Annotated in this window: 16 protein-coding genes and 3 tRNA genes; 13 read left to right on the top strand and 6 right to left on the bottom strand. The window is 54.8% G+C overall.

Features of this window, described 5'->3' with window-relative positions:
- The first annotated feature begins 43 nt into the window (after positions 1–43).
- The 4 genes from J5067_RS11655 to J5067_RS11640 all read left to right on the top strand — a co-directional run bounded on the left by J5067_RS11655 (position 44) and on the right by J5067_RS11640 (position 1,402).
- Positions 44–940 (top strand): LysR family transcriptional regulator, encoded by an 897-nt coding sequence (locus J5067_RS11655; RefSeq protein WP_264644084.1) that lies wholly within the window; start codon positions 44–46, stop codon positions 938–940.
- Positions 941–1,061: 121 nt separating this feature from the next.
- A tRNA-Leu gene (locus J5067_RS11650) sits at positions 1,062–1,147 on the top strand.
- Between the two features lie 49 nt (positions 1,148–1,196).
- Positions 1,197–1,282 (top strand) — tRNA-Leu (locus J5067_RS11645).
- Positions 1,283–1,316: 34 nt separating this feature from the next.
- A tRNA-Leu gene (locus J5067_RS11640) sits at positions 1,317–1,402 on the top strand.
- Between the two features lie 71 nt (positions 1,403–1,473).
- Here the strand turns inward: J5067_RS11640 and J5067_RS11635 are convergent.
- Together J5067_RS11635 and fucO are read right to left on the bottom strand one after the other, a co-directional pair.
- Positions 1,474–1,764: a DUF1435 domain-containing protein gene (locus J5067_RS11635; RefSeq protein ID WP_264644085.1), complete on the bottom strand. Its 291-nt coding sequence runs from the start codon at positions 1,762–1,764 to the stop codon at positions 1,474–1,476.
- A 148-nt stretch (positions 1,765–1,912) separates the two neighbouring features.
- Positions 1,913–3,064 (bottom strand): lactaldehyde reductase, encoded by a 1,152-nt coding sequence (gene fucO, locus J5067_RS11630; protein ID WP_264651179.1) that lies wholly within the window; start codon positions 3,062–3,064, stop codon positions 1,913–1,915.
- Positions 3,065–3,842: 778 nt separating this feature from the next.
- On the opposite strand from fucO, the gene gcvT reads away from it, so the two are divergent.
- The 3 genes from gcvT to gcvP all read left to right on the top strand — a co-directional run bounded on the left by gcvT (position 3,843) and on the right by gcvP (position 8,484).
- Positions 3,843–4,937 (top strand): glycine cleavage system aminomethyltransferase GcvT, encoded by a 1,095-nt coding sequence (gene gcvT / locus J5067_RS11625; RefSeq protein ID WP_264651178.1) that lies wholly within the window; start codon positions 3,843–3,845, stop codon positions 4,935–4,937.
- 133 nt (positions 4,938–5,070) lie between these two features.
- Positions 5,071–5,466 (top strand): glycine cleavage system protein GcvH, encoded by a 396-nt coding sequence (gene gcvH, locus J5067_RS11620; RefSeq protein ID WP_264651177.1) that lies wholly within the window; start codon positions 5,071–5,073, stop codon positions 5,464–5,466.
- A 144-nt stretch (positions 5,467–5,610) separates the two neighbouring features.
- Positions 5,611–8,484: an aminomethyl-transferring glycine dehydrogenase gene (gcvP, locus tag J5067_RS11615; protein WP_264644089.1), complete on the top strand. Its 2,874-nt coding sequence runs from the start codon at positions 5,611–5,613 to the stop codon at positions 8,482–8,484.
- Between the two features lie 75 nt (positions 8,485–8,559).
- Here the strand turns inward: gcvP and J5067_RS11610 are convergent, their stop codons facing one another.
- Complete coding sequence (locus J5067_RS11610; protein WP_264651176.1) at positions 8,560–9,168, bottom strand: HD domain-containing protein; 609 nt, start codon at positions 9,166–9,168, stop codon at positions 8,560–8,562.
- 302 nt (positions 9,169–9,470) lie between these two features.
- Here J5067_RS11610 and J5067_RS11605 point away from each other — a divergent pair, with 302 nt between their 5' ends.
- Both J5067_RS11605 and J5067_RS11600 read left to right on the top strand, forming a co-directional pair.
- The gene (locus tag J5067_RS11605; protein ID WP_264644091.1) at positions 9,471–10,982 is read left to right on the top strand and encodes a carboxylesterase; all 1,512 of its coding nucleotides are present in this window, start codon (positions 9,471–9,473) and stop codon (positions 10,980–10,982) included.
- Positions 10,983–11,105: 123 nt separating this feature from the next.
- Positions 11,106–11,753: a hemolysin III family protein gene (locus J5067_RS11600; protein WP_264651175.1), complete on the top strand. Its 648-nt coding sequence runs from the start codon at positions 11,106–11,108 to the stop codon at positions 11,751–11,753.
- A gap of 61 nt (positions 11,754–11,814) precedes the next feature.
- On the opposite strand, the gene ygfZ is transcribed toward J5067_RS11600, so the two are convergent.
- Positions 11,815–12,816, bottom strand: a complete 1,002-nt coding sequence (ygfZ, locus tag J5067_RS11595; protein WP_264651174.1) for a tRNA-modifying protein YgfZ — start codon at positions 12,814–12,816, stop codon at positions 11,815–11,817.
- Positions 12,817–13,074: 258 nt separating this feature from the next.
- Here ygfZ and sdhE point away from each other — a divergent pair, with 258 nt between their 5' ends.
- A complete protein-coding gene (gene sdhE / locus J5067_RS11590; protein WP_196907542.1) occupies positions 13,075–13,341 on the top strand; it encodes an FAD assembly factor SdhE in 267 nt (88 codons plus the stop codon).
- Positions 13,322–13,753, top strand: coding sequence for a protein YgfX (locus J5067_RS11585; RefSeq protein ID WP_264644094.1), 432 nt, complete (start codon positions 13,322–13,324; stop codon positions 13,751–13,753). The genes sdhE and J5067_RS11585 overlap by 20 nt, the downstream gene beginning before the upstream one ends.
- Before the next feature lie 58 nt (positions 13,754–13,811).
- Here the strand turns inward: J5067_RS11585 and fldB are convergent, their stop codons facing one another.
- Together fldB and J5067_RS11575 are read right to left on the bottom strand one after the other, a co-directional pair.
- Positions 13,812–14,330, bottom strand: a complete 519-nt coding sequence (fldB, locus tag J5067_RS11580; RefSeq protein ID WP_264644095.1) for a flavodoxin FldB — start codon at positions 14,328–14,330, stop codon at positions 13,812–13,814.
- Between the two features lie 148 nt (positions 14,331–14,478).
- Positions 14,479–15,804 (bottom strand): MFS transporter, encoded by a 1,326-nt coding sequence (locus J5067_RS11575; protein WP_264651173.1) that lies wholly within the window; start codon positions 15,802–15,804, stop codon positions 14,479–14,481.
- 319 nt (positions 15,805–16,123) lie between these two features.
- Between J5067_RS11575 and xerD the strand changes: the two genes are divergently transcribed.
- Entirely contained in the window at positions 16,124–17,023 is a 900-nt protein-coding gene (gene xerD / locus J5067_RS11570) for a site-specific tyrosine recombinase XerD (RefSeq protein ID WP_264651172.1), read from the top strand.
- Between the two features lie 78 nt (positions 17,024–17,101).
- A complete protein-coding gene (gene dsbC / locus J5067_RS11565) occupies positions 17,102–17,818 on the top strand; it encodes a bifunctional protein-disulfide isomerase/oxidoreductase DsbC (protein WP_264644098.1) in 717 nt (238 codons plus the stop codon).
- The last annotated feature ends 12 nt before the right edge of the window (positions 17,819–17,830 follow it).

The raw sequence follows: 17,830 nt of genomic DNA, 5'->3' as shown, positions 1-17,830 counted from the left end.
AATGTGCAACACTGTTCAAAAATCACCAACAATGGCGGTGTTGATGGACCATATTCAGGCGATGCGTACCTTTGTGCGAATTATCGAACTGGGCAATTTCAGTCGGGCAGCCGAAAAACTGAATTTGCCGCGTGCCACCGTCAGCCATACCATCAAACGGCTCGAGGCTCGCCTTGGTGTCCGGTTGTTGCTGCGCACCACGCGCCAGGTACAGGTGACGGCTGAAGGCGAGATTTACTACCAGCGCTGCCTGCGGTTGCTGGCGGAAATAGACGAAACGGATACGTTGTTCTCACGCCAGAAATTGCGTCCTTCCGGGCGAATTCGCGTCGATATGCCGCACTCGCTGGCGCGCGAGATTGTGATTCCCGCACTGCCGCAGTTTTATCAGCGCTACCCCGAGATTACGCTGTGCCTGAGCGCCAATGATGCAGCGATTGATGTGCTGCGCGAAGGCGTAGACTGCGTGCTACGCGCCTGGCAGGTGGAAGATGAGTCGTTGATTGCGCGCCATCTGCCCGCGTTGGAGCAGGTAACCTGCGCCTCCGCAGCCTATATTAAGCGCTATGGTATGCCGCAAACGCTGGATGATTTAGCCACACACCAGGCGGTAGGCTATTTCTCTCAGCGTACCACCCGCCACTATCCGCTGGATTTTATGTCGCAGGGGGTGTGCGAGCAGCGTACCCTACACAGTCAGATTGATGTCAGCGGGGCGGATGTCTACGTGGCAGCCTGTCGCGCCGGGTTGGGGCTGATCCAGTCTCCGCGCTATGGCGTGCGACACTGGCTGGAAAGCGGCGAACTGGTGGAGATTCTGCCTGAGATGCCGCCACCGGATATGCCGTTGTATATCATGTACCCTGCCGGGCATTTCCTTGCTCCGCGCGTCAGCGTGTTTATCGATTGGCTGCGGGAGTGCTTCGCGCGTCCGTTATAAGGCCAATATGACGATTTTTGCAGCAAACCCAGCGCCCAAGCGGAAATAATCATTGACGTTGTTGAGAAAATCTCTAGAATTCGCCCCCGTGGTGGCACGATGCAGATCGTGTGACGGCGTTGCGAAGGTGGCGGAATTGGTAGACGCGCTAGCTTCAGGTGTTAGTGTCCTTCGGACGTGAGGGTTCAAGTCCCTCTCTTCGCACCAACATCACCACATGTGTTATCAACACAACGGTTTGTCTCGCATAGCATCTGCGAAGGTGGCGGAATTGGTAGACGCGCTAGCTTCAGGTGTTAGTGTCCTTCGGACGTGAGGGTTCAAGTCCCTCTCTTCGCACCATGTGTGCGTGGCAAACAACAGAGCAGTACCCAGTGCGAAGGTGGCGGAATTGGTAGACGCGCTAGCTTCAGGTGTTAGTGTCCTTTGGACGTGAGGGTTCAAGTCCCTCTCTTCGCACCATTTCTCAATGCTTTTCCCTTCTTTTTATTCTCTTGTACTGATCAACACGTTTTCCCGGTGCTGTTTGCCCGTTACGGCCACGTCGTTTGAAAAGCCACTACCAATGCGCTTAATCCGCCAGCCAGCGCGACGCAGGAAGGCAGCAGCAGGTAATGACGCAAGCGAGGATGGAACAGCATGACGGCGGTCGCCAGCAGTGCAATCGCTACAATCAGCTTCCAACTGTTGAGTTGAAGATCGAGCAGCGCAAGCAACGGCATCAGTGCGGCAGGCAGCAGAATGCCCCAGGCACTGCTCAGGCGTTTACCCAGACACCAGCTGGCACTCCATAACCCGCATGCGGTAATCATTGCGGTCAGCATGGCTGCGCTCCTCTATGGATGATGAAACTCATGATTGATAATGATAACCAATATCATATGTGAATTTATATCATTTACGAGCGGGCGTAAACCCCGGCAAGCGATGCCGGGGCAGGGAAATAGTGAGGGAAATTGCGGGGGGAGGGAATCAGTAGATAGACTGATATAGCGCCTTGATTTGCTCCAGTGTGACATCACGTGGGTTGCCGCCAGTGCAAACGTCGTCGAAGGCAGCCTGCGCCAACGCCGGAATATCCTCTTCCTTCATGCCCACCTGACGCAGACGTGCCGGGATATCCACATCCTGAGACAGCTGCTTCACGGCGGCAATGGCGGCTTCCCGCGCTTGGGCGATCGGCATCTGTTGTGCGCCCTCGACGCCCATCGCTACCGCGATTTGGCGGAACTTGTCGCCGGTGTAATCAGCGTTGAATGCCATGATATGCGGCAGCAGGATCGCGTTTGCTACGCCGTGCGGGGTGTCATAGAAAGCGCCCAGCGGGTGCGCCATACCGTGTACTAATCCTAATCCCACGTTCGAGAAACCCATGCCTGCGACATACTGTCCCAGCGCCATCGCTTCCACCCCTGCGGCATTGCCCGCAACGGAATCGCGCAGCGAACGGCTGATGATCTCGATAGCTTTCAGATGTAGCATGTCGGTCAGTTCCCATGCGCCTTTGGTGGTAAAGCCTTCAATCGCGTGCGTCAGGGCATCCAGGCCGGTTGCCGCCTTCAGTGAGGCGGGCATGCTAGCCATCATGTTGGCATCGATAAACGAGACGATAGGAATGTCGTGCGGATCGACGCAGACGAACTTGCGCCGTTTTTCTTCATCGGTGATCACGTAGTTAATCGTGACCTCGGCAGCGGTGCCTGCGGTGGTCGGGATGGCGAAAATCGGTACGCTGGGGCGGCGCGTAGGCGCAACGCCTTCCAGACTGCGCACATCGGCATATTCCGGGTTGTTGATGATGATACCAATCGCTTTACAGGTGTCCTGCGGCGAACCGCCGCCAATGGCGATCAGGTAATCGGCCTGCGCGGCCTTATAGCGCTCAATGCCTGCGGTCACCACGCGGATAGTGGGGTTAGGCACCACGTCATCATAAACCTCGTAGGGCAGGCCCGCCTGATCGAGCAGGGTGATGACTTTACTCACCACACCATATTTCACCAGGTCTTTGTCGGTAACCACCAGTGCTTTGTGGAAACCACGCCGGGTTATCTCTTCCACGATATGGTTAATCGCCCCCGCACCAAAATACGAGGTTTCGTTAAGGATCATTCTTTGGGTCATCGTCGTATTCTCCATAACATTTTGATTTTAAGATACCCGTCATACTTCAAGTTGCAGGTGTGTTGGCTGCACTCGCTTACCCGAATCACTTACTTGAGTAAGCTCATCGGGATTCCCTCGTTTGCCGCCTTCCTGCAACTCGAATTATTTAGGGTATAGATGCTGAAAAGGGTTGGGTGGCGCAAGCGGTCGGGGCTGGAAACGCCCTCAAGGCGCGAAACGTTAATCTTCATAGCGTTAGCTTCTATGCCATCAACAACGGAAAGACCGTGATGGATCGCTGATAAATAGATATTACCCATTCAATCAGTATGGATACGTGACAGGGGAATTGCCTTCCCCTCGTTGCCATCGTCGGTGACGCGGTGGCAGTGAGCGCAAGGTGGGTGTGATCGTCGTCATCTTTAGCGTTTTTGGCACCGCGGCATAACCGTAGCCTTTGGTTGAAATATTCTAATTCCAGCTATTTTTTTGCATTATAAAAACTAATCCATTGCAAATATCGCTGTGGCGATCATTCTCTAACGATGCGAATATTTGTGTCATTATTTTTGTTTTAAATCCATATTATTGGTTTTTTATCCTAATTAATGATTTTAATTTGGCGATTTTCGTTGCCTTGTGCTCTGGCACTCTTTTTGTCTTTCACGGCTGATATATAGTTTAACTTATGACAGAGGGTGTGGTAGCCCTGTGGAAGAGGTGGTAAGTTCAACGCAAAGAAAGCGTTTGCGTGGCGTGATTCGCGCCGTTTGCAAGGAGAGGTTCGGGAGAAAAAATGACACAGCAAACTCCGTTGTATCAGCAACATGTAGCCGATGGCGCGAAGATGGTCGACTTTCACGGCTGGATGATGCCGCTGCACTACGGCTCACAGTTGGATGAACATCACAGCGTTAGACGTCATGCAGGCATGTTCGATGTGTCGCACATGACCATTGTGGATTTACTCGGCCCGCGCGTACGCGAATTCCTGCGTTATCTGCTGGCGAATGACGTTGCCAAACTCACGCAACCGGGCAAGGCGCTTTATACCGGGATGTTAAACGCCTCGGGTGGCGTCATTGACGATCTCATCGTCTACTTTTTGACTGAAACGCATTTCCGGCTGGTGGTGAACTCCGCCACGCGGGAGAAAGATCTGGCCTGGATCGCCGAACATGCCAAAGCGTTTAACGTGGAGTGGCAGGAACGCGACGAACTGGCGTTGATTGCCGTGCAAGGGCCGTTGGCACAAGAGAAAGTGCAGGCGTTGCTCAGTGCGGAACAGCGCGCGGCAACGGCGGGTATGAAACCCTTTTTCGGTGTACAAACCGGCGACTATTTTATTGCTACCACCGGGTATACCGGTGAGTCAGGCTATGAAATCGCCCTGCCCGCAGAGCAGGCGGTGACGTTCTGGCAACAGCTGCTGGCGGCTGGAGTGCAGCCGTGCGGCCTCGGTGCGCGTGATACGTTGCGCCTCGAAGCGGGCATGAATCTTTATGGTCAGGACATGGACGAAGGCGTTTCGCCGCTGGCCGCCAATATGGGCTGGACCATCGCCTGGCAACCGGAAGAGCGTGATTTTATTGGTCGGCAAGCGCTGACCCACCAACGCAGCGAAGGCACTGAGCAGTTGGTTGGATTGGTGCTGCGCGAAAAAGGGGTGCTGCGCCATGAAATGCCGGTGCGCTTTACCGATGCGAGTGGCACGGTACAGGAAGGCATGATAACCAGCGGGACCTTTTCTCCCACGCTGGGCTTCAGTATTGCACTGGCTCGCGTGCCGCAGGGTATTGGTGAAACGGCGTTGGTGCAAATTCGCCAGCGCGAAGTGCCCGTAGAGGTGACTAAACCGGTATTTATTCGCGGCGGCAAGGCGCTGGTTTGACGCCGTGCCCGATGTGACCATGATTATTTATTGATTAACGTTAGCGCGATATATACCCAAACGCCTGCGCGTTGCAGCAAGGCGGGTATTGCGCGATTCGATACGACGAAGCGATTTTAAGGAGAGTAGGGCAATGAGCAGCACAATTCCAAACGCATTGAAATACACCTCATCCCATGAGTGGGTCCAGGCCGAAGGCGAGGGTGTCTATCGTGTTGGTATCACCGAACATGCCCAGGAGCTGTTGGGAGATATGGTTTTCGTCGATTTGCCTGACGTCGGTACGCAGGTTGCGATGGGTGACGACTGCGCTGTCGCCGAGTCGGTCAAAGCCGCCTCAGATATCTACGCGCCATTGAGCGGTGAGATCGTGGCAGTGAACGATGCGCTGGAAGGACAGCCGGAGCTGGTCAACAGTGCGCCTTATGCCGATGGGTGGCTGTTTAGCATCAAAGCGTCTGATGAAAGCGAATTGAACGAATTGCTGGATGCTGCGGCTTATCAGGCGCTGTTAGAAGAAGACGAATAACCTTGTTGCCCCGTGATGGCTTTCCGCGCATCACGGGGTAAATCGATTTATCAGCCTGTAAGACGTTGAGCGCCGTCTACCGCGTTCGCACTTGTAGTTTGCTATGAACGTTCTAACCATTGCTTGAAGCAGGAAATCCCCCTAATGACTCAGACTCTCAGCCAACTCGAACATGACGCCGCTTTTGTGGAGCGTCATATCGGCCCTACGCCCGCGCAGCAGGCGCATATGCTGGAAACGCTCGGCGCGGATTCATTGTCGGCGTTGATTCGGCAGATTGTGCCGGCAGATATCCAGTTGCCCAACCCGCCAGCGGTGGGCGATGCGCTGCCCGAGCATCAGGCGTTGGCGGAGCTCAAGTCGATTGCCAGCCGCAATCAGCGCTACAAGAGCTATATCGGTATGGGGTACAGCGCCGTGCATATGCCGCCGGTCATCTTGCGCAACCTGCTGGAAAATCCCGGCTGGTACACGGCCTATACGCCTTATCAGCCTGAAGTCTCGCAAGGGCGGTTAGAAGCCTTGCTGAATTTCCAGCAAATGACGCAGGATTTGACCGGGCTGGAACTGGCCTCTGCCTCTCTGCTCGATGAAGCGACAGCGGCGGCGGAAGCGATGGCAATGGCAAAACGCGTCAGCAAGCTGAAACAGGCTAACCGCTTCTTCGTGGCGGAGCATGTGCATCCGCAAACGCTGGATGTGGTGCGCACCCGTGCCGAAACCTTTGGTTTTGAAGTGGTGGTTGGCGATGCTGCTGCGGCATTGGAAACGGAAGGCGTGTTCGGCGTGCTGTTGCAGCAGGTGAACACCTATGGTGAAGTGCATGATTATCGTGAACTTATCGCGCAACTGAATGCGCGCAAGGTCATCGTCAGCGTCGCCGCCGATATCATGGCGCTGGTGCTGCTGGCGGCGCCGGGCAAGCAGGGGGCCGATATTGTGTTTGGCTCCGCCCAGCGTTTTGGCGTGCCAATGGGCTACGGTGGTCCGCATGCGGCCTTCTTCGCTTGCAAGGATGAATATAAACGTGCCATGCCGGGGCGTATTATCGGCGTTTCACGTGATGCAGCGGGTAACACCGCACTGCGCATGGCGATGCAGACGCGCGAGCAACATATTCGCCGCGAAAAAGCCAACTCTAACATCTGCACCTCTCAGGTGCTGCTGGCGAATATCGCCGGTTTCTATGCGGTGTATCATGGGCCGCAGGGGCTCAAGCGTATCGCTGAACGTATTCATCGTTTAACCGATATTCTGGCCGCTGGGTTGCAGCAGGGCGGCTTGAAACTGTGGCACACCACCTGGTTTGATACGCTGGCGGTTGAGGTAGCAGACAAGAACGCCATTATCGCTCGCGCGCAGAATGCCGGGATCAACCTGCGCACCGATCTCTATCACGGGGTCGGCATCACGCTGGACGAAACCACCACCCGTGAGGATGTTCAGGCACTGTTTGACGTGCTGCTGGGAGACGATCACGGTCTGTCGATTGCTGCGTTGGATGCGGCGCTCAGCGGCGGTTCGTCGTCCATTCCTGCTGCGTTGGTGCGCACGGATGCCATTCTGACCCACCCGGTGTTCAACCGTTATCACAGTGAAACCGAGATGATGCGTTACCTGCATCGCTTGGCACATAAAGATCTGGCGCTGAATCGGGCCATGATCCCGCTGGGTTCCTGCACCATGAAGCTGAACGCGGCGGCGGAAATGCTGCCGATTACCTGGCCGGAGTTTGCGGAACTGCATCCGTTCTGTCCGCCGGAACAGGCGCAAGGTTATCGTTTGATGATCGAACAGCTTTCCGGTTGGCTGGTGCAACTTACCGGTTATGACGCCGTGTGCATGCAGCCCAACTCGGGCGCGCAGGGCGAGTATGCCGGTTTGCTGGCGATTCGCCGCTACCATGAGAGCCGAGGTGACGATCAGCGCACGCTGTGTCTGATTCCAAGCTCTGCACACGGCACTAACCCGGCATCGGCACAGATGGCAGGGATGGCGGTAGACGTGGTGGCTTGTGACAAGCAGGGGAATATCGATCTGCACGATCTGCGGGAGAAAGCCGCGCAGGCGGGCGATCGTCTTTCCTGCATTATGGTGACCTATCCTTCCACGCACGGTGTCTATGAAGAGACCATTCGTGAAGTGTGCCAGATTGTCCATCAACACGGTGGGCAAGTGTATCTGGACGGCGCGAACATGAACGCGCAGGTGGGGATCACCACGCCGGGATACATTGGTGCAGATGTGTCGCACCTTAACCTGCATAAAACGTTCTGCATTCCGCACGGCGGCGGTGGGCCGGGCATGGGACCGATCGGGGTGAAAGCGCATCTGGCACCGTTCGTCCCAGGGCATCAGGTGGTGCAGATTGATGGCTTGCTCACCACGCAGGGTGCGGTATCCGCGGCACCTTTTGGCAGCGCGTCCATCCTGCCTATCAGTTGGATGTATATCCGCATGATGGGCGCTGAAGGGCTGAAGAGCGCCAGTCAGGTGGCGATCCTCAATGCCAACTACATTGCCACGCGTTTGAAGGACGCCTATCCGGTGCTGTACACCGGCCGTGATGGCCGTGTGGCGCACGAGTGCATTCTGGATATTCGCCCGCTGAAAGAGAGCACCGGTATCAGCGAAATGGATATCGCCAAGCGCTTGATTGACTATGGCTTCCACGCGCCGACCATGTCGTTCCCGGTGGCGGGAACGCTGATGGTAGAGCCGACCGAATCTGAGAGTCAGGTCGAGCTGGATCGCTTTATTGATGCGATGTTGGCGATCCGTGCTGAAATTCAGCGTGTGGCACAAGGTGAATGGCCGCTGGAGGATAACCCGTTGGTGAATGCGCCGCATACCCAGCAGGAGATTGTCGGTGAGTGGTCACATCCCTACAGCCGCGAACTGGCGGTATTCCCGGCAGGGGCTGAGCATAAATACTGGCCGAGCGTAAAACGCCTGGATGACGTGTACGGCGATCGCAACCTGTTCTGCTCTTGCGTACCGATTGGCGATTATGCGTAATTGACGTTATAAAAATGAAAACCCGCTGAATGGCGGGTTTTTTATCGAGCTGCTTTTATCGGGCAAGCCGGAAAATTACCCCAACCACCCTTTGGCCTGCGCCGTTTCCAGATGATCTTTCAGATAGCGCCACAGCTCGGGATTGATCTCGGCGATAAAGCTGGCGCGTCCTATTACTTGCTCCAGTCGGATACCGTTTTCGACCCAGCTTTGCCCACTGTTATGCAGGTTCATCAGGATCGGTAAAATGCGGTCGATCATCAGCGCAAAGCGCGCGTTCGCGGTGTTACCCGCTTCATATTCCTGCCACAGTTGCAGGAAATGTTGGTGTTGTGGCTCGGGCAGCAGGCCAAACAATCGAACGGCGGCGGCTTCTTCCTGCGCCTGAATCGCTTCTCGAGCGCTCAGATCGTAGACCATCACATCGCCAGCGTCGATCTCGACGATATCGTGTACCAAGGCCATTTGAATCACGCGCTGAATATCCACGTCCTGACTGGCATAAGGTGCCAGGCTCATCGCGGCAACGGCAAAGTGCCAACTGTGCTCTGCGGAATCTTCGTGACGGGAACTACCGATGATTTTTGAACGACGCTGTACGCTTTTTAGCTTATCAATTTCCATCAGGAAACCAACTACTTCGGTCAGCGCACCGAACTCGAGAGTGGGTAAAGCCAGGGACATCAAAACCACCTTACATCCATTGATGTGTCAAACGCGGCTGTAGCAAACACTGCGCAGTCAAACAAAACCGGCTCATTGTAGGGGATGCTGGTGAGAATTTACACGCTTTATTCCGCGATGATGTCCCTTTGGCACTGACTGTTCCGTCTGATAACAGACCTTTCGGGCGGGTAGATTGTCGACTATCGTTATAGTCAGGGCACGAAATAATCAGTTTGACGGGGCTTCCCTCAACGCAGTGTGCGCAATGCATTCTGCAAAGTAAAAACCAAAATAAAAGCGCTAATAATAAGGGGGCAATGATGCCTGTTCGTATCATTCGACGCACGATTAAATATGTTGTTGTTATCGTGTTAGCCATTGCATTGACGTTTCTGGTTATTCGGGTGTTTGACTCACAGCGGGGACCCGCACTGGCTCCCTGGCATATTTATGTGCCGACAGAGATGACGCCAGACCAACTCGATCGTGCCAACTGGGAGCAGTATTTGGCTCATGAGGATCGCTTGTTTCAACAAGTAACCGAGCAAGTCACCCAGACGCTGGACAGGGATGAACAGGTCGCCTTAAACCGTTATTTTGTCGGCAGCCCCGTCTATCCGGGTCGCTTCGCCCACAACTGGAACCACTCTTATGAACTGATGCCGGAAGGTCAGCCCAAAGGGGCGGTGGTGCTGTTGCACGGGCTGACCGACTCGCCCTACAGTATGCGAAATGTCGCAGAGCTTTATCGTCAGCACGGTTTTGTCGCTATCGGGCTGCGTATTCCCGCGCACGGCACCGTGCCCGGCGCGTTGACCAAGGTTCGTTGGGAAGATTGGTTGGCGGCTACGCGTTTAGCAGTGCGCGAGGCTGCGCATTTTGTTACACCCGCGAACGGGGGAGAACGCTTACCGCTGCATATCGTTGGTTTTTCTAACGGCGGGGCGCTCACACTGAAATACGCGCTCGATACGCTCAGCGATCCCGCGCTGCCCAAGGCAGATCGTCTGGTCCTGATCTCCCCGATGATTGGCATTACGGCTTACGCGCGTTTTGCCGGTTTGGCCGGGTTACCGGCGATTTTTCCGCCGTTTGCCAAAGCGGCCTGGCTCGGCATTGTGCCGGAATTCAACCCGTTCAAATACAACTCGTTCCCGGTGAACGGTGCGCGCCAGTCTTATCTGCTTACCAGCGTGTTGCAGTCGCAGCTTGAGCAGGAAGCGCGGCAGCGCAGGCTGTCGGAGCTGCCGCCGATTTTAACCTTCCAGTCGGTGATGGATTTTACCGTCAGCACGCGGGCGGTGATCAGCGCGTTCTATAATCTGCTGCCGCAAAACGACAATGATTTGGTGCTGTTTGATGTCAACCGCACCATCAATTTCGGTCTGTTACTGCGGGATGCGTCAGCGGCGGCGATTGGACAATGGCTGCCGCCTACGCCGCGTCTGTACGGCACCACGGTTATCACTAACGCCTCAGTACAAAGCGCCAAGGCGGTCGCCTTTGACACCAAATCAGGCAGCATGGAAGTCACGCGCCGCGATCTCGGGATGGATTACCCCGAAGATGTCTATTCGTTATCGCACGTCGCGCTGCCGTTTTCTGACAGCGATTCGCTTTATGGCCGTTTCTCCACGCCGCCGTATGAGTTTGGTATTCCACTTGGGCGTATTGCCGCTCGTGGTGAACGTGGCGTACTGATTCTCGATTTGGATACGTTGCTGCGCCTTTCCTCAAACCCTTTCTATGACTACATGATGCAGCGCATTGATGAGGTTATTCCCGGCGAAAGGGAACCGGGGCCAATGCCGGGTTCGGTTCAAGCCCAGTAGCGTGCCGGGTTGATAAATAGTTTCAGCGTACGCTTGTACTCTGAAACTATTCTCGATTACACTCTGCCCGATGAGATTGCGCGAAGTTTGTACAGCCAACCGTACCGGGAGCAAAAACGGAATATGGTGAAATCAGAGAGTAATGCCGGTTATACGTTGGCGGAAGAGATAGCCAACAGTATCAGTCACGGTGCTGGCGTGGTGTTGGGGATTGTCGGGTTGGTGCTGCTGCTGGTACAAGCGGTGGACAATGGCGCGACGAGCATGGCTATCGCCAGCTACAGTTTGTACGGTGGCACCATTATTCTGCTGTTCCTCGCCTCCACGCTCTACCATGCGATTCCCAGTCCGCGCGCTAAACCCTGGCTCAAACGGTTCGATCACTGCGCCATCTATCTGCTGATAGCTGGCACCTACACGCCGTTTCTGTTGGTGGGGCTGGATTCGCCGTTGGCGCGTGGCTTGATGATTGTCATTTGGAGCATGGCGCTGGTGGGGGTGTTGTTCAAACTCGCTTTTGCGCATCGTTTTGAAGTGTTGTCGCTGGTGACGTATCTGGTGATGGGATGGCTGTCACTGATTGTGATTTATCAGTTGGTGCAGGTGTTGGCACCGGCTGGCGTCACCTTGCTGGCGGTGGGCGGCGCGGTGTATACCTTGGGCGTGGTGTTTTACGTGAGTAAACGCATCCCCTATAACCACGCCATCTGGCATGGCTTTGTGCTGGGTGGCAGCCTGTGCCATTTTCTGGCGATCTACCTTTACGTTTAGCCGCGAAATACCCTTCTGGCACCGTTTCTTGATGAAGCAGAAACGGTGCTCAGTGACGACATTATTCAGACAATGAATAAGGCAGCGGTTGCAGACTCAATTGACTTTCCGCCGCGTCGCGCACGCGCAACACGCTATCCGCTTCCAGATCGTTATTCAGTACCGCTTGCACCCACAGCGTGCCATCGCTTAACCGGCAGGCGGCGAGTATCGTACCGGTACGACGCCAGTTTTCACCCATTTTCAGCTCCAGATCTTCGCCCGCTTCTGGCACGCGCGGTGAAGTGCCCGCCAGCCAATAGAGCGCCCGCTTGTTGGCACCGCGGAATTTTGCCCGCGCCACCATCTCCTGCCCGGTGTAGCAGCCTTTATTAAAACTGATGCCGTTAAGTGCCTGTATATTCGTTGCTTGCGGGATGAACTGCGCGCTGTTTACGTTGTCAATAATCGGCAGTGCGGATTCAATATCCAGTGCCAGCCACTGTTGACTGTCGGCCCATTGCACGCTGTCTGCCAGTTTGGCACCTAGCGCGGCGGTACCTTCTTGGTTCAGTACCAGAAGGAAACGTTCAGCGGGAAGCGCAAAATGCAGCAGTGTACCGAAGGGGTGACTGATCACAGGATGTTCAACGTCCGGCAGCGTGGAGAAGACCTCTGCTAAACGTTCGCGTATAGTGCTTCCCGCAGCGCCGATCAGTTGGAGATTGTCATCTGCGACGATAGTGGTTTTGGCAAAGACGGCGTATTTTTTTAACTCATTTAACTGCGTATCGCGCAGATTGCGACGTACCAGATAGGCGAAGCCATCGTTGTGGGCAAACAGGCGCAGTGCGCTCCACATTTTGCCTTTGGCATCACAATGGCCGCAAAGGACATGTTGATCGGGGGCTAACGCGTTAACATCGGCCGTCACCTGGCCTTGCAGGTAAGTGCGCGTGTCCGGGCCGGTAAGTGTCACCAGTGCCCAGTCATCAAGGGCGATCAGCGTAGCGGGAAGCTGCGTCGAGGCCATGATGGCGTGTGATTTAACCGTTTGTGCAGCAAAGGGAAGTGGGGTTGCCATGTAACCATCCTCGCGAAGGTTTGCGTTTGGCCTAATGGTAAAAGAGCTTGCAGGGTTTGCAAGCAGTTATTCGTGCCATTGCCCCCGTGATTTTCAGTTAGCATATTTAAAAGCGTTACTGAGCGTGTGCGATCGATGACCTTCTGCGCGATACGCTGATATGCGCTAAAATATGTCAAAATGTTACATTTAGTTGAGTGTTTATCTAGACATCCGAGTTACACTACACATTGGCGTCGATAAAAAGTAGGAAAAGCAATGGATATCGATAATAAGGCGCGAATTCACTGGGCGTGCCGCCGAGGAATGCGAGAATTGGATATCGCCATCATGCCCTTTTTTGAACATGAGTATGATGTGCTGAACGATGATGACAAACGCGCGTTTGTGCGTTTATTGCAGTGCGATGACCCTGACCTGTTCAACTGGTTGATGAACCACGGTGAGCCGGAAGATGGGGAACTGAAACGCATGATCTCTCTTATTCAGACGCGAAATAAAGATCGTGGCCCTGTGGCGCTGTGATTTACGCGTCTCCTGGCGCATGCAGGTCTTTTCTTTGCTGGTGCACGGGCTGTTGCTGTTGCTGATTCTGCTGGCACCGTGGCCTGACGGTTATGCTGTGCTGTGGTTATCGCTGATGACACTGGTGGTGTTCGGGTTTATCCGCAGCCAGCGTAATATCAAAGCGCGTCACGGCGAAATCGTGTTGCAGGATAAAGCGAGCATTGAGTGGCAGCAGCATCGCTGGCGCATTATCCGCCGTCCGTGGATGTTGAAAAACGGTATCTTGCTGTCGCTGCGGCGCAGTGACGGCAAACGGCGGCAGCGGCTCTGGCTGGCATCTGACAATATGGATAAGCAGGAATGGCGGCACTTGCGTCAGCTGCTGCTGGAGAGTAACGCGTGGGCGGGAGAAAACCCGGACGTGCACTAGTTTCAGGTTCAGCCGACAGCACGCTGTCGGCTGATGTCTCTCGGGGTATCCCCGACGCTTACAACTGCTCAGCCATTTCCTGTAGAATTTGCTCGCACCACTGCTGCAAGCGCTCATCGCTCAGGTCATACTGATTCACTTCATCAAGCGCCAGCCCGACAAAGTGTTTCCCATCCGGCGTGAGCGGTTTGGTGGTGGTGAACTCATAGCCTTCGGTGGGCCAATAGCCAATAAAGATTGCGCCGCTTGCGGCCAACTGCTGATGCAACATACCGAGCGCATCAAGGAACCATTCACCGTAGCCTAGCTGGTCACCCATGCCATACAGCGCAACGATTCTCCCTTGGAGCTTCAACGAGGATAGCTGTCCCCAAATGGCTTCCCAATCTTCCTGAATCTCACCGAAATCCCAGGTTGGGATACCCAGAATCAGGAATTCATACTCTTCCATCTTCTGCGGATCGACATCTTTCACGTTATGCAGGTCGACCAGCGATTCACCCAAAATATCGCGAATTTTTTCCGCTGCCATCTCGGTGTAGCAGGTGCTGGAGCCGTAGAACAAACCAATTTTCATATGCAATTGCAGCGTGTTAAACAAACTTGTTATTAGCCTAACCGAATCTTGTGGCGAGGTATAGCGTGCGAGTCGTTTGAGAAAAAGCGCAGGAGAAAAAAAAGGGTGAAGGTTACCCTTCACCCCTCTTCACGTTTGCCTGTGAGGCTTAACCGAGCGTTTGGTGACGCGTTTCTTTGGTCAGCAACAACGCGATAAGCGTTAAGGACGCCATGGCGAACAGATAAACACCCACGTAGAACAGCCCGTAGTTGGCGGTCAGCCAGGCCGCGATATAAGGCGCAACCGATGCTCCCAGAATCGAGGAGACGTTATAGGAGAACGAGGCCCCGGTATAACGCACTTCGGTGGGGAACAGTTCAGGCAGCAATGCACCCATCGGGCCAAAAGTCAGCCCCATCAGACCCAGTCCCAGCACCAGAAACAGCATCACCAGCGGTTGGCTGCCAGACCCTAACAGAGACGGGAACAGCATCGAGAACACCAGCATGCCGCAGGTAACCACGATCATGGTCTTGCGGCGGCCATAGGCATCTGCCAGCAGCCCGGCAACCGGGATCAGCAGACCAAAGGCGATAACCGCTACCATCAGCATCCACAGGAAGCTGTTACGCGAGAAACCCAGCCCTTTGGGGATTGGCGAGGTGCCATAGGTCATGGAGTAGACCGTCATGATGTAGAACAGCGTATAGGTGGCAAGCATGATAAAGGTACCAAGAATGGTGGCTTTCAGATGCTTGTTCAGCAGCGTTCCCAGCGGGATGCGGACTTTCTTGCCGGCTTCGATAGCTTTGGTAAACACCGGCGCTTCGTGCAGAGAGACACGTACATACAGGCCGATCAAGACCAATACCGCAGAGGCAACGAAAGGCACGCGCCATCCCCAGGTCATGAACTGCTCTTCGCTTAACAGCCAGGAGAGCAGCAGGAACGTGCCATTGGCGAAGAAGAAGCCGATCGGCGCGCCCAACTGCGGGAATGAGCCATACAGCGCACGCTTGTGGGCTGGTGCGTTTTCGGTGGCCAGCAAGGCTGCGCCGCCCCATTCACCGCCCAGACCCAAGCCCTGACCAAAACGCGCCAACGCCAGCAGCAACGGTGCGAAAATGCCGATGCTGTCATAGGTCGGCAGCAGGCCGATCAGCACGGTAGAGATCCCCATGGTCAGCAGGGAAGCAACCAGCGTCACCTTACGGCCGACGCGGTCGCCGAAGTGACCAAACAGCGCAGAACCAATCGGGCGAGCCACAAAGGCAATGGCAAAGGTTGCGAGCGACTGTAGCGTCGCAGCGGTCGGATCGCCCTGCGGGAAGAAGATATGCGGGAAAATCAGCACCGCGGCAGTGGCATAGATATAAAAATCGAAAAATTCGATCGCGGTTCCGATCAATGAAGCGACAACAACCTTACTGCGGGAGTTAACCGGGGCTGCGTCCGCCTCTGCATCGAGAGTGGGCGTGATGGTGGCTTGCATAGGACTCTATTATCTTTTTTTATCGACAGAACTGTCATTCTAGTCACAGAAAAAAAAGCATTTCAATGCTAGCCCAAAAAGCGTAAAAGCGGCTACAGAGCCTGCTTTGGTGAGTTGCGCGATTGTAAATACTTCCTGTGAGATAAGTTATGCTTTACCCTATTTTGTAGTGCAGAGCGGCGAATAACACAGCATAAAATAAATTTGCATAAAAAATCGGCGGCGCGAATTCAGGTGATGATCCTGCCCCTTTTATCGTCACTTCGGGCATAATAACCACAGGGTTTTACCCTGCACGCCGTTCAGCGAGGAGAAGCGTATGCAAGCACAGGATCGGGCACACATTGAACAGTTTCTTGAAGCTATGTGGCTGGAGCGAAACCTGGCTGATAACACGCTGACCTCTTACCGGCGAGATTTAACTGCACTGGCTGATTGGCTGGAGCATGCTGACAGTGATTTAGTGCAGGTGCAGGCACTGGATCTGCAAGCGTATCTTGCCGAACGCGTGGAAGGGGGATACAAAGCGACCAGTTCAGCGCGTTTGCTGAGTGCCATGCGTCGCTTTTTTCAGTATTTATATCGGGAAAAACGGCGTAGCGACGATCCCAGCGCGGTATTGTCCTCTCCCAAATTGCCCCAGCGCTTGCCCAAAGATCTCAGCGAGGCGCAGGTGAATGCGTTGCTGCAAGCGCCCTGTGTCGATGAACCGCTTGAACTGCGCGATAAGGCCATGCTTGAGGTGCTGTATGCCACCGGGCTGCGCGTCTCGGAGCTGGTAGGGCTGACCATCGCAGATGTCAGTTTGCGCCAGGGCGTGGTGCGGGTGATTGGTAAAGGCAATAAAGAACGGCTGGTGCCGCTGGGGGAAGAGGCCATTTATTGGCTGGAGCGCTACCTTGAGCACGGCAGGCCCTGGCTGCTGCACGGACAAACGCTTGATGTGCTGTTTCCAAGCTCGAGAGCGCAGCAGATGACGCGCCAAACCTTTTGGCACCGTATCAAACACTATGCCGTGCTGGCATCCATTGACAGTGAGAAGCTTTCACCGCATGTTTTACGCCATGCATTCGCTACGCACTTGCTGAACCACGGGGCTGATTTGCGTGTCGTACAGATGTTGTTGGGGCATAGCGATCTTTCAACAACGCAAATTTACACACACGTTGCCACTGAACGGCTGAAGCAGTTGCATCAACAGCATCATCCGCGCGCCTGACATTGCAGGCGACATAAGGGCCAGACGGCTGAACGCGCCCTTTACAGGCGGAATACACCATGAACGGGACTGAATACGATGAAAAAAGGGCTAATGGCGCTTTCTTTACTGCTCGCGGCGACGAGTAGCGCAGTACACGCCGATGATGCGGCGATTAAACAGACACTGACCAAACTGGGTATTGAAAAAATGGATATCCAGCCTGCGCCCGTCGCTGGTCTTAAAACCGTGCTGACGGAAAGCGGTGTGCTCTACGTAACGGAAGATGGCAAACATCTGCTGCAAGGGCCGCTTTACGCATTGGACAGCGGCACGCCGGTGAACGTGACCAACCAGATTCTGAAAGGAAAACTGGATGCCTTGCAGGATCAAATGATCGTCTATAAAGCGGCGCAGGAAAAACATGTGATTACCGTTTTCACTGATATCACCTGCGGTTACTGCCACAAACTGCACGAGCAGATGAAAGACTACAACGATTTGGGCATCACCATCCGTTATCTGGCTTTCCCGCGTCAGGGGCTGAATTCACCGACGGAAAAGGACATGCAGTCTATCTGGTGTACCGCTAACCGTAACAAGGCGTATGACGCCGCGTCGCGCGGCGAAGCTATCTCCCCGGCAACCTGTAAAACCGATATCGGTGCCCATTACGAGCTGGGCGTTCAGTTCGGCGTGCAGGGTACACCCGCGATTGTGCTGGAGGACGGCACCGTGGTACCGGGGTATCAGGCACCCAAAGAGATGTTAGCCATGCTGAACGCACATCGGGCTGCGGCCAAACCGGGCGCATAAATCGCAGTCAGG

Source organism: Candidatus Symbiopectobacterium sp. NZEC151 (assembly GCF_025962655.1).
Classification (GTDB): Bacteria; Pseudomonadota; Gammaproteobacteria; order Enterobacterales; family Enterobacteriaceae; genus Symbiopectobacterium.
This window is presented reverse-complemented; position numbering and strand designations above follow the sequence as displayed.

Excerpts from the sequence above, each read along its gene's own strand:
- xerD (WP_264651172.1), top strand. The coding sequence starts at position 16,124 with ATGCAAGCACAGGATCGGGCACACATTGAACAGTTTCTTGAAGCTATG.
- fldB (WP_264644095.1), bottom strand. The coding sequence starts at position 14,330 with ATGAAAATTGGTTTGTTCTACGGCTCCAGCACCTGCTACACCGAGATG.
- gcvH (WP_264651177.1), top strand. The coding sequence starts at position 5,071 with ATGAGCAGCACAATTCCAAACGCATTGAAATACACCTCATCCCATGAG.
- gcvT (WP_264651178.1), top strand. The coding sequence starts at position 3,843 with ATGACACAGCAAACTCCGTTGTATCAGCAACATGTAGCCGATGGCGCG.
- J5067_RS11575 (WP_264651173.1), bottom strand. The coding sequence starts at position 15,804 with ATGCAAGCCACCATCACGCCCACTCTCGATGCAGAGGCGGACGCAGCC.
- J5067_RS11600 (WP_264651175.1), top strand. The coding sequence starts at position 11,106 with ATGGTGAAATCAGAGAGTAATGCCGGTTATACGTTGGCGGAAGAGATA.
- J5067_RS11605 (WP_264644091.1), top strand. The coding sequence starts at position 9,471 with ATGCCTGTTCGTATCATTCGACGCACGATTAAATATGTTGTTGTTATC.
- sdhE (WP_196907542.1), top strand. The coding sequence starts at position 13,075 with ATGGATATCGATAATAAGGCGCGAATTCACTGGGCGTGCCGCCGAGGA.
- dsbC (WP_264644098.1), top strand. The coding sequence starts at position 17,102 with ATGAAAAAAGGGCTAATGGCGCTTTCTTTACTGCTCGCGGCGACGAGT.
- J5067_RS11635 (WP_264644085.1), bottom strand. The coding sequence starts at position 1,764 with ATGCTGACCGCAATGATTACCGCATGCGGGTTATGGAGTGCCAGCTGG.
- fucO (WP_264651179.1), bottom strand. The coding sequence starts at position 3,064 with ATGACCCAAAGAATGATCCTTAACGAAACCTCGTATTTTGGTGCGGGG.
- gcvP (WP_264644089.1), top strand. The coding sequence starts at position 5,611 with ATGACTCAGACTCTCAGCCAACTCGAACATGACGCCGCTTTTGTGGAG.
- J5067_RS11610 (WP_264651176.1), bottom strand. The coding sequence starts at position 9,168 with ATGTCCCTGGCTTTACCCACTCTCGAGTTCGGTGCGCTGACCGAAGTA.
- J5067_RS11655 (WP_264644084.1), top strand. The coding sequence starts at position 44 with ATGGACCATATTCAGGCGATGCGTACCTTTGTGCGAATTATCGAACTG.
- ygfZ (WP_264651174.1), bottom strand. The coding sequence starts at position 12,816 with ATGGCAACCCCACTTCCCTTTGCTGCACAAACGGTTAAATCACACGCC.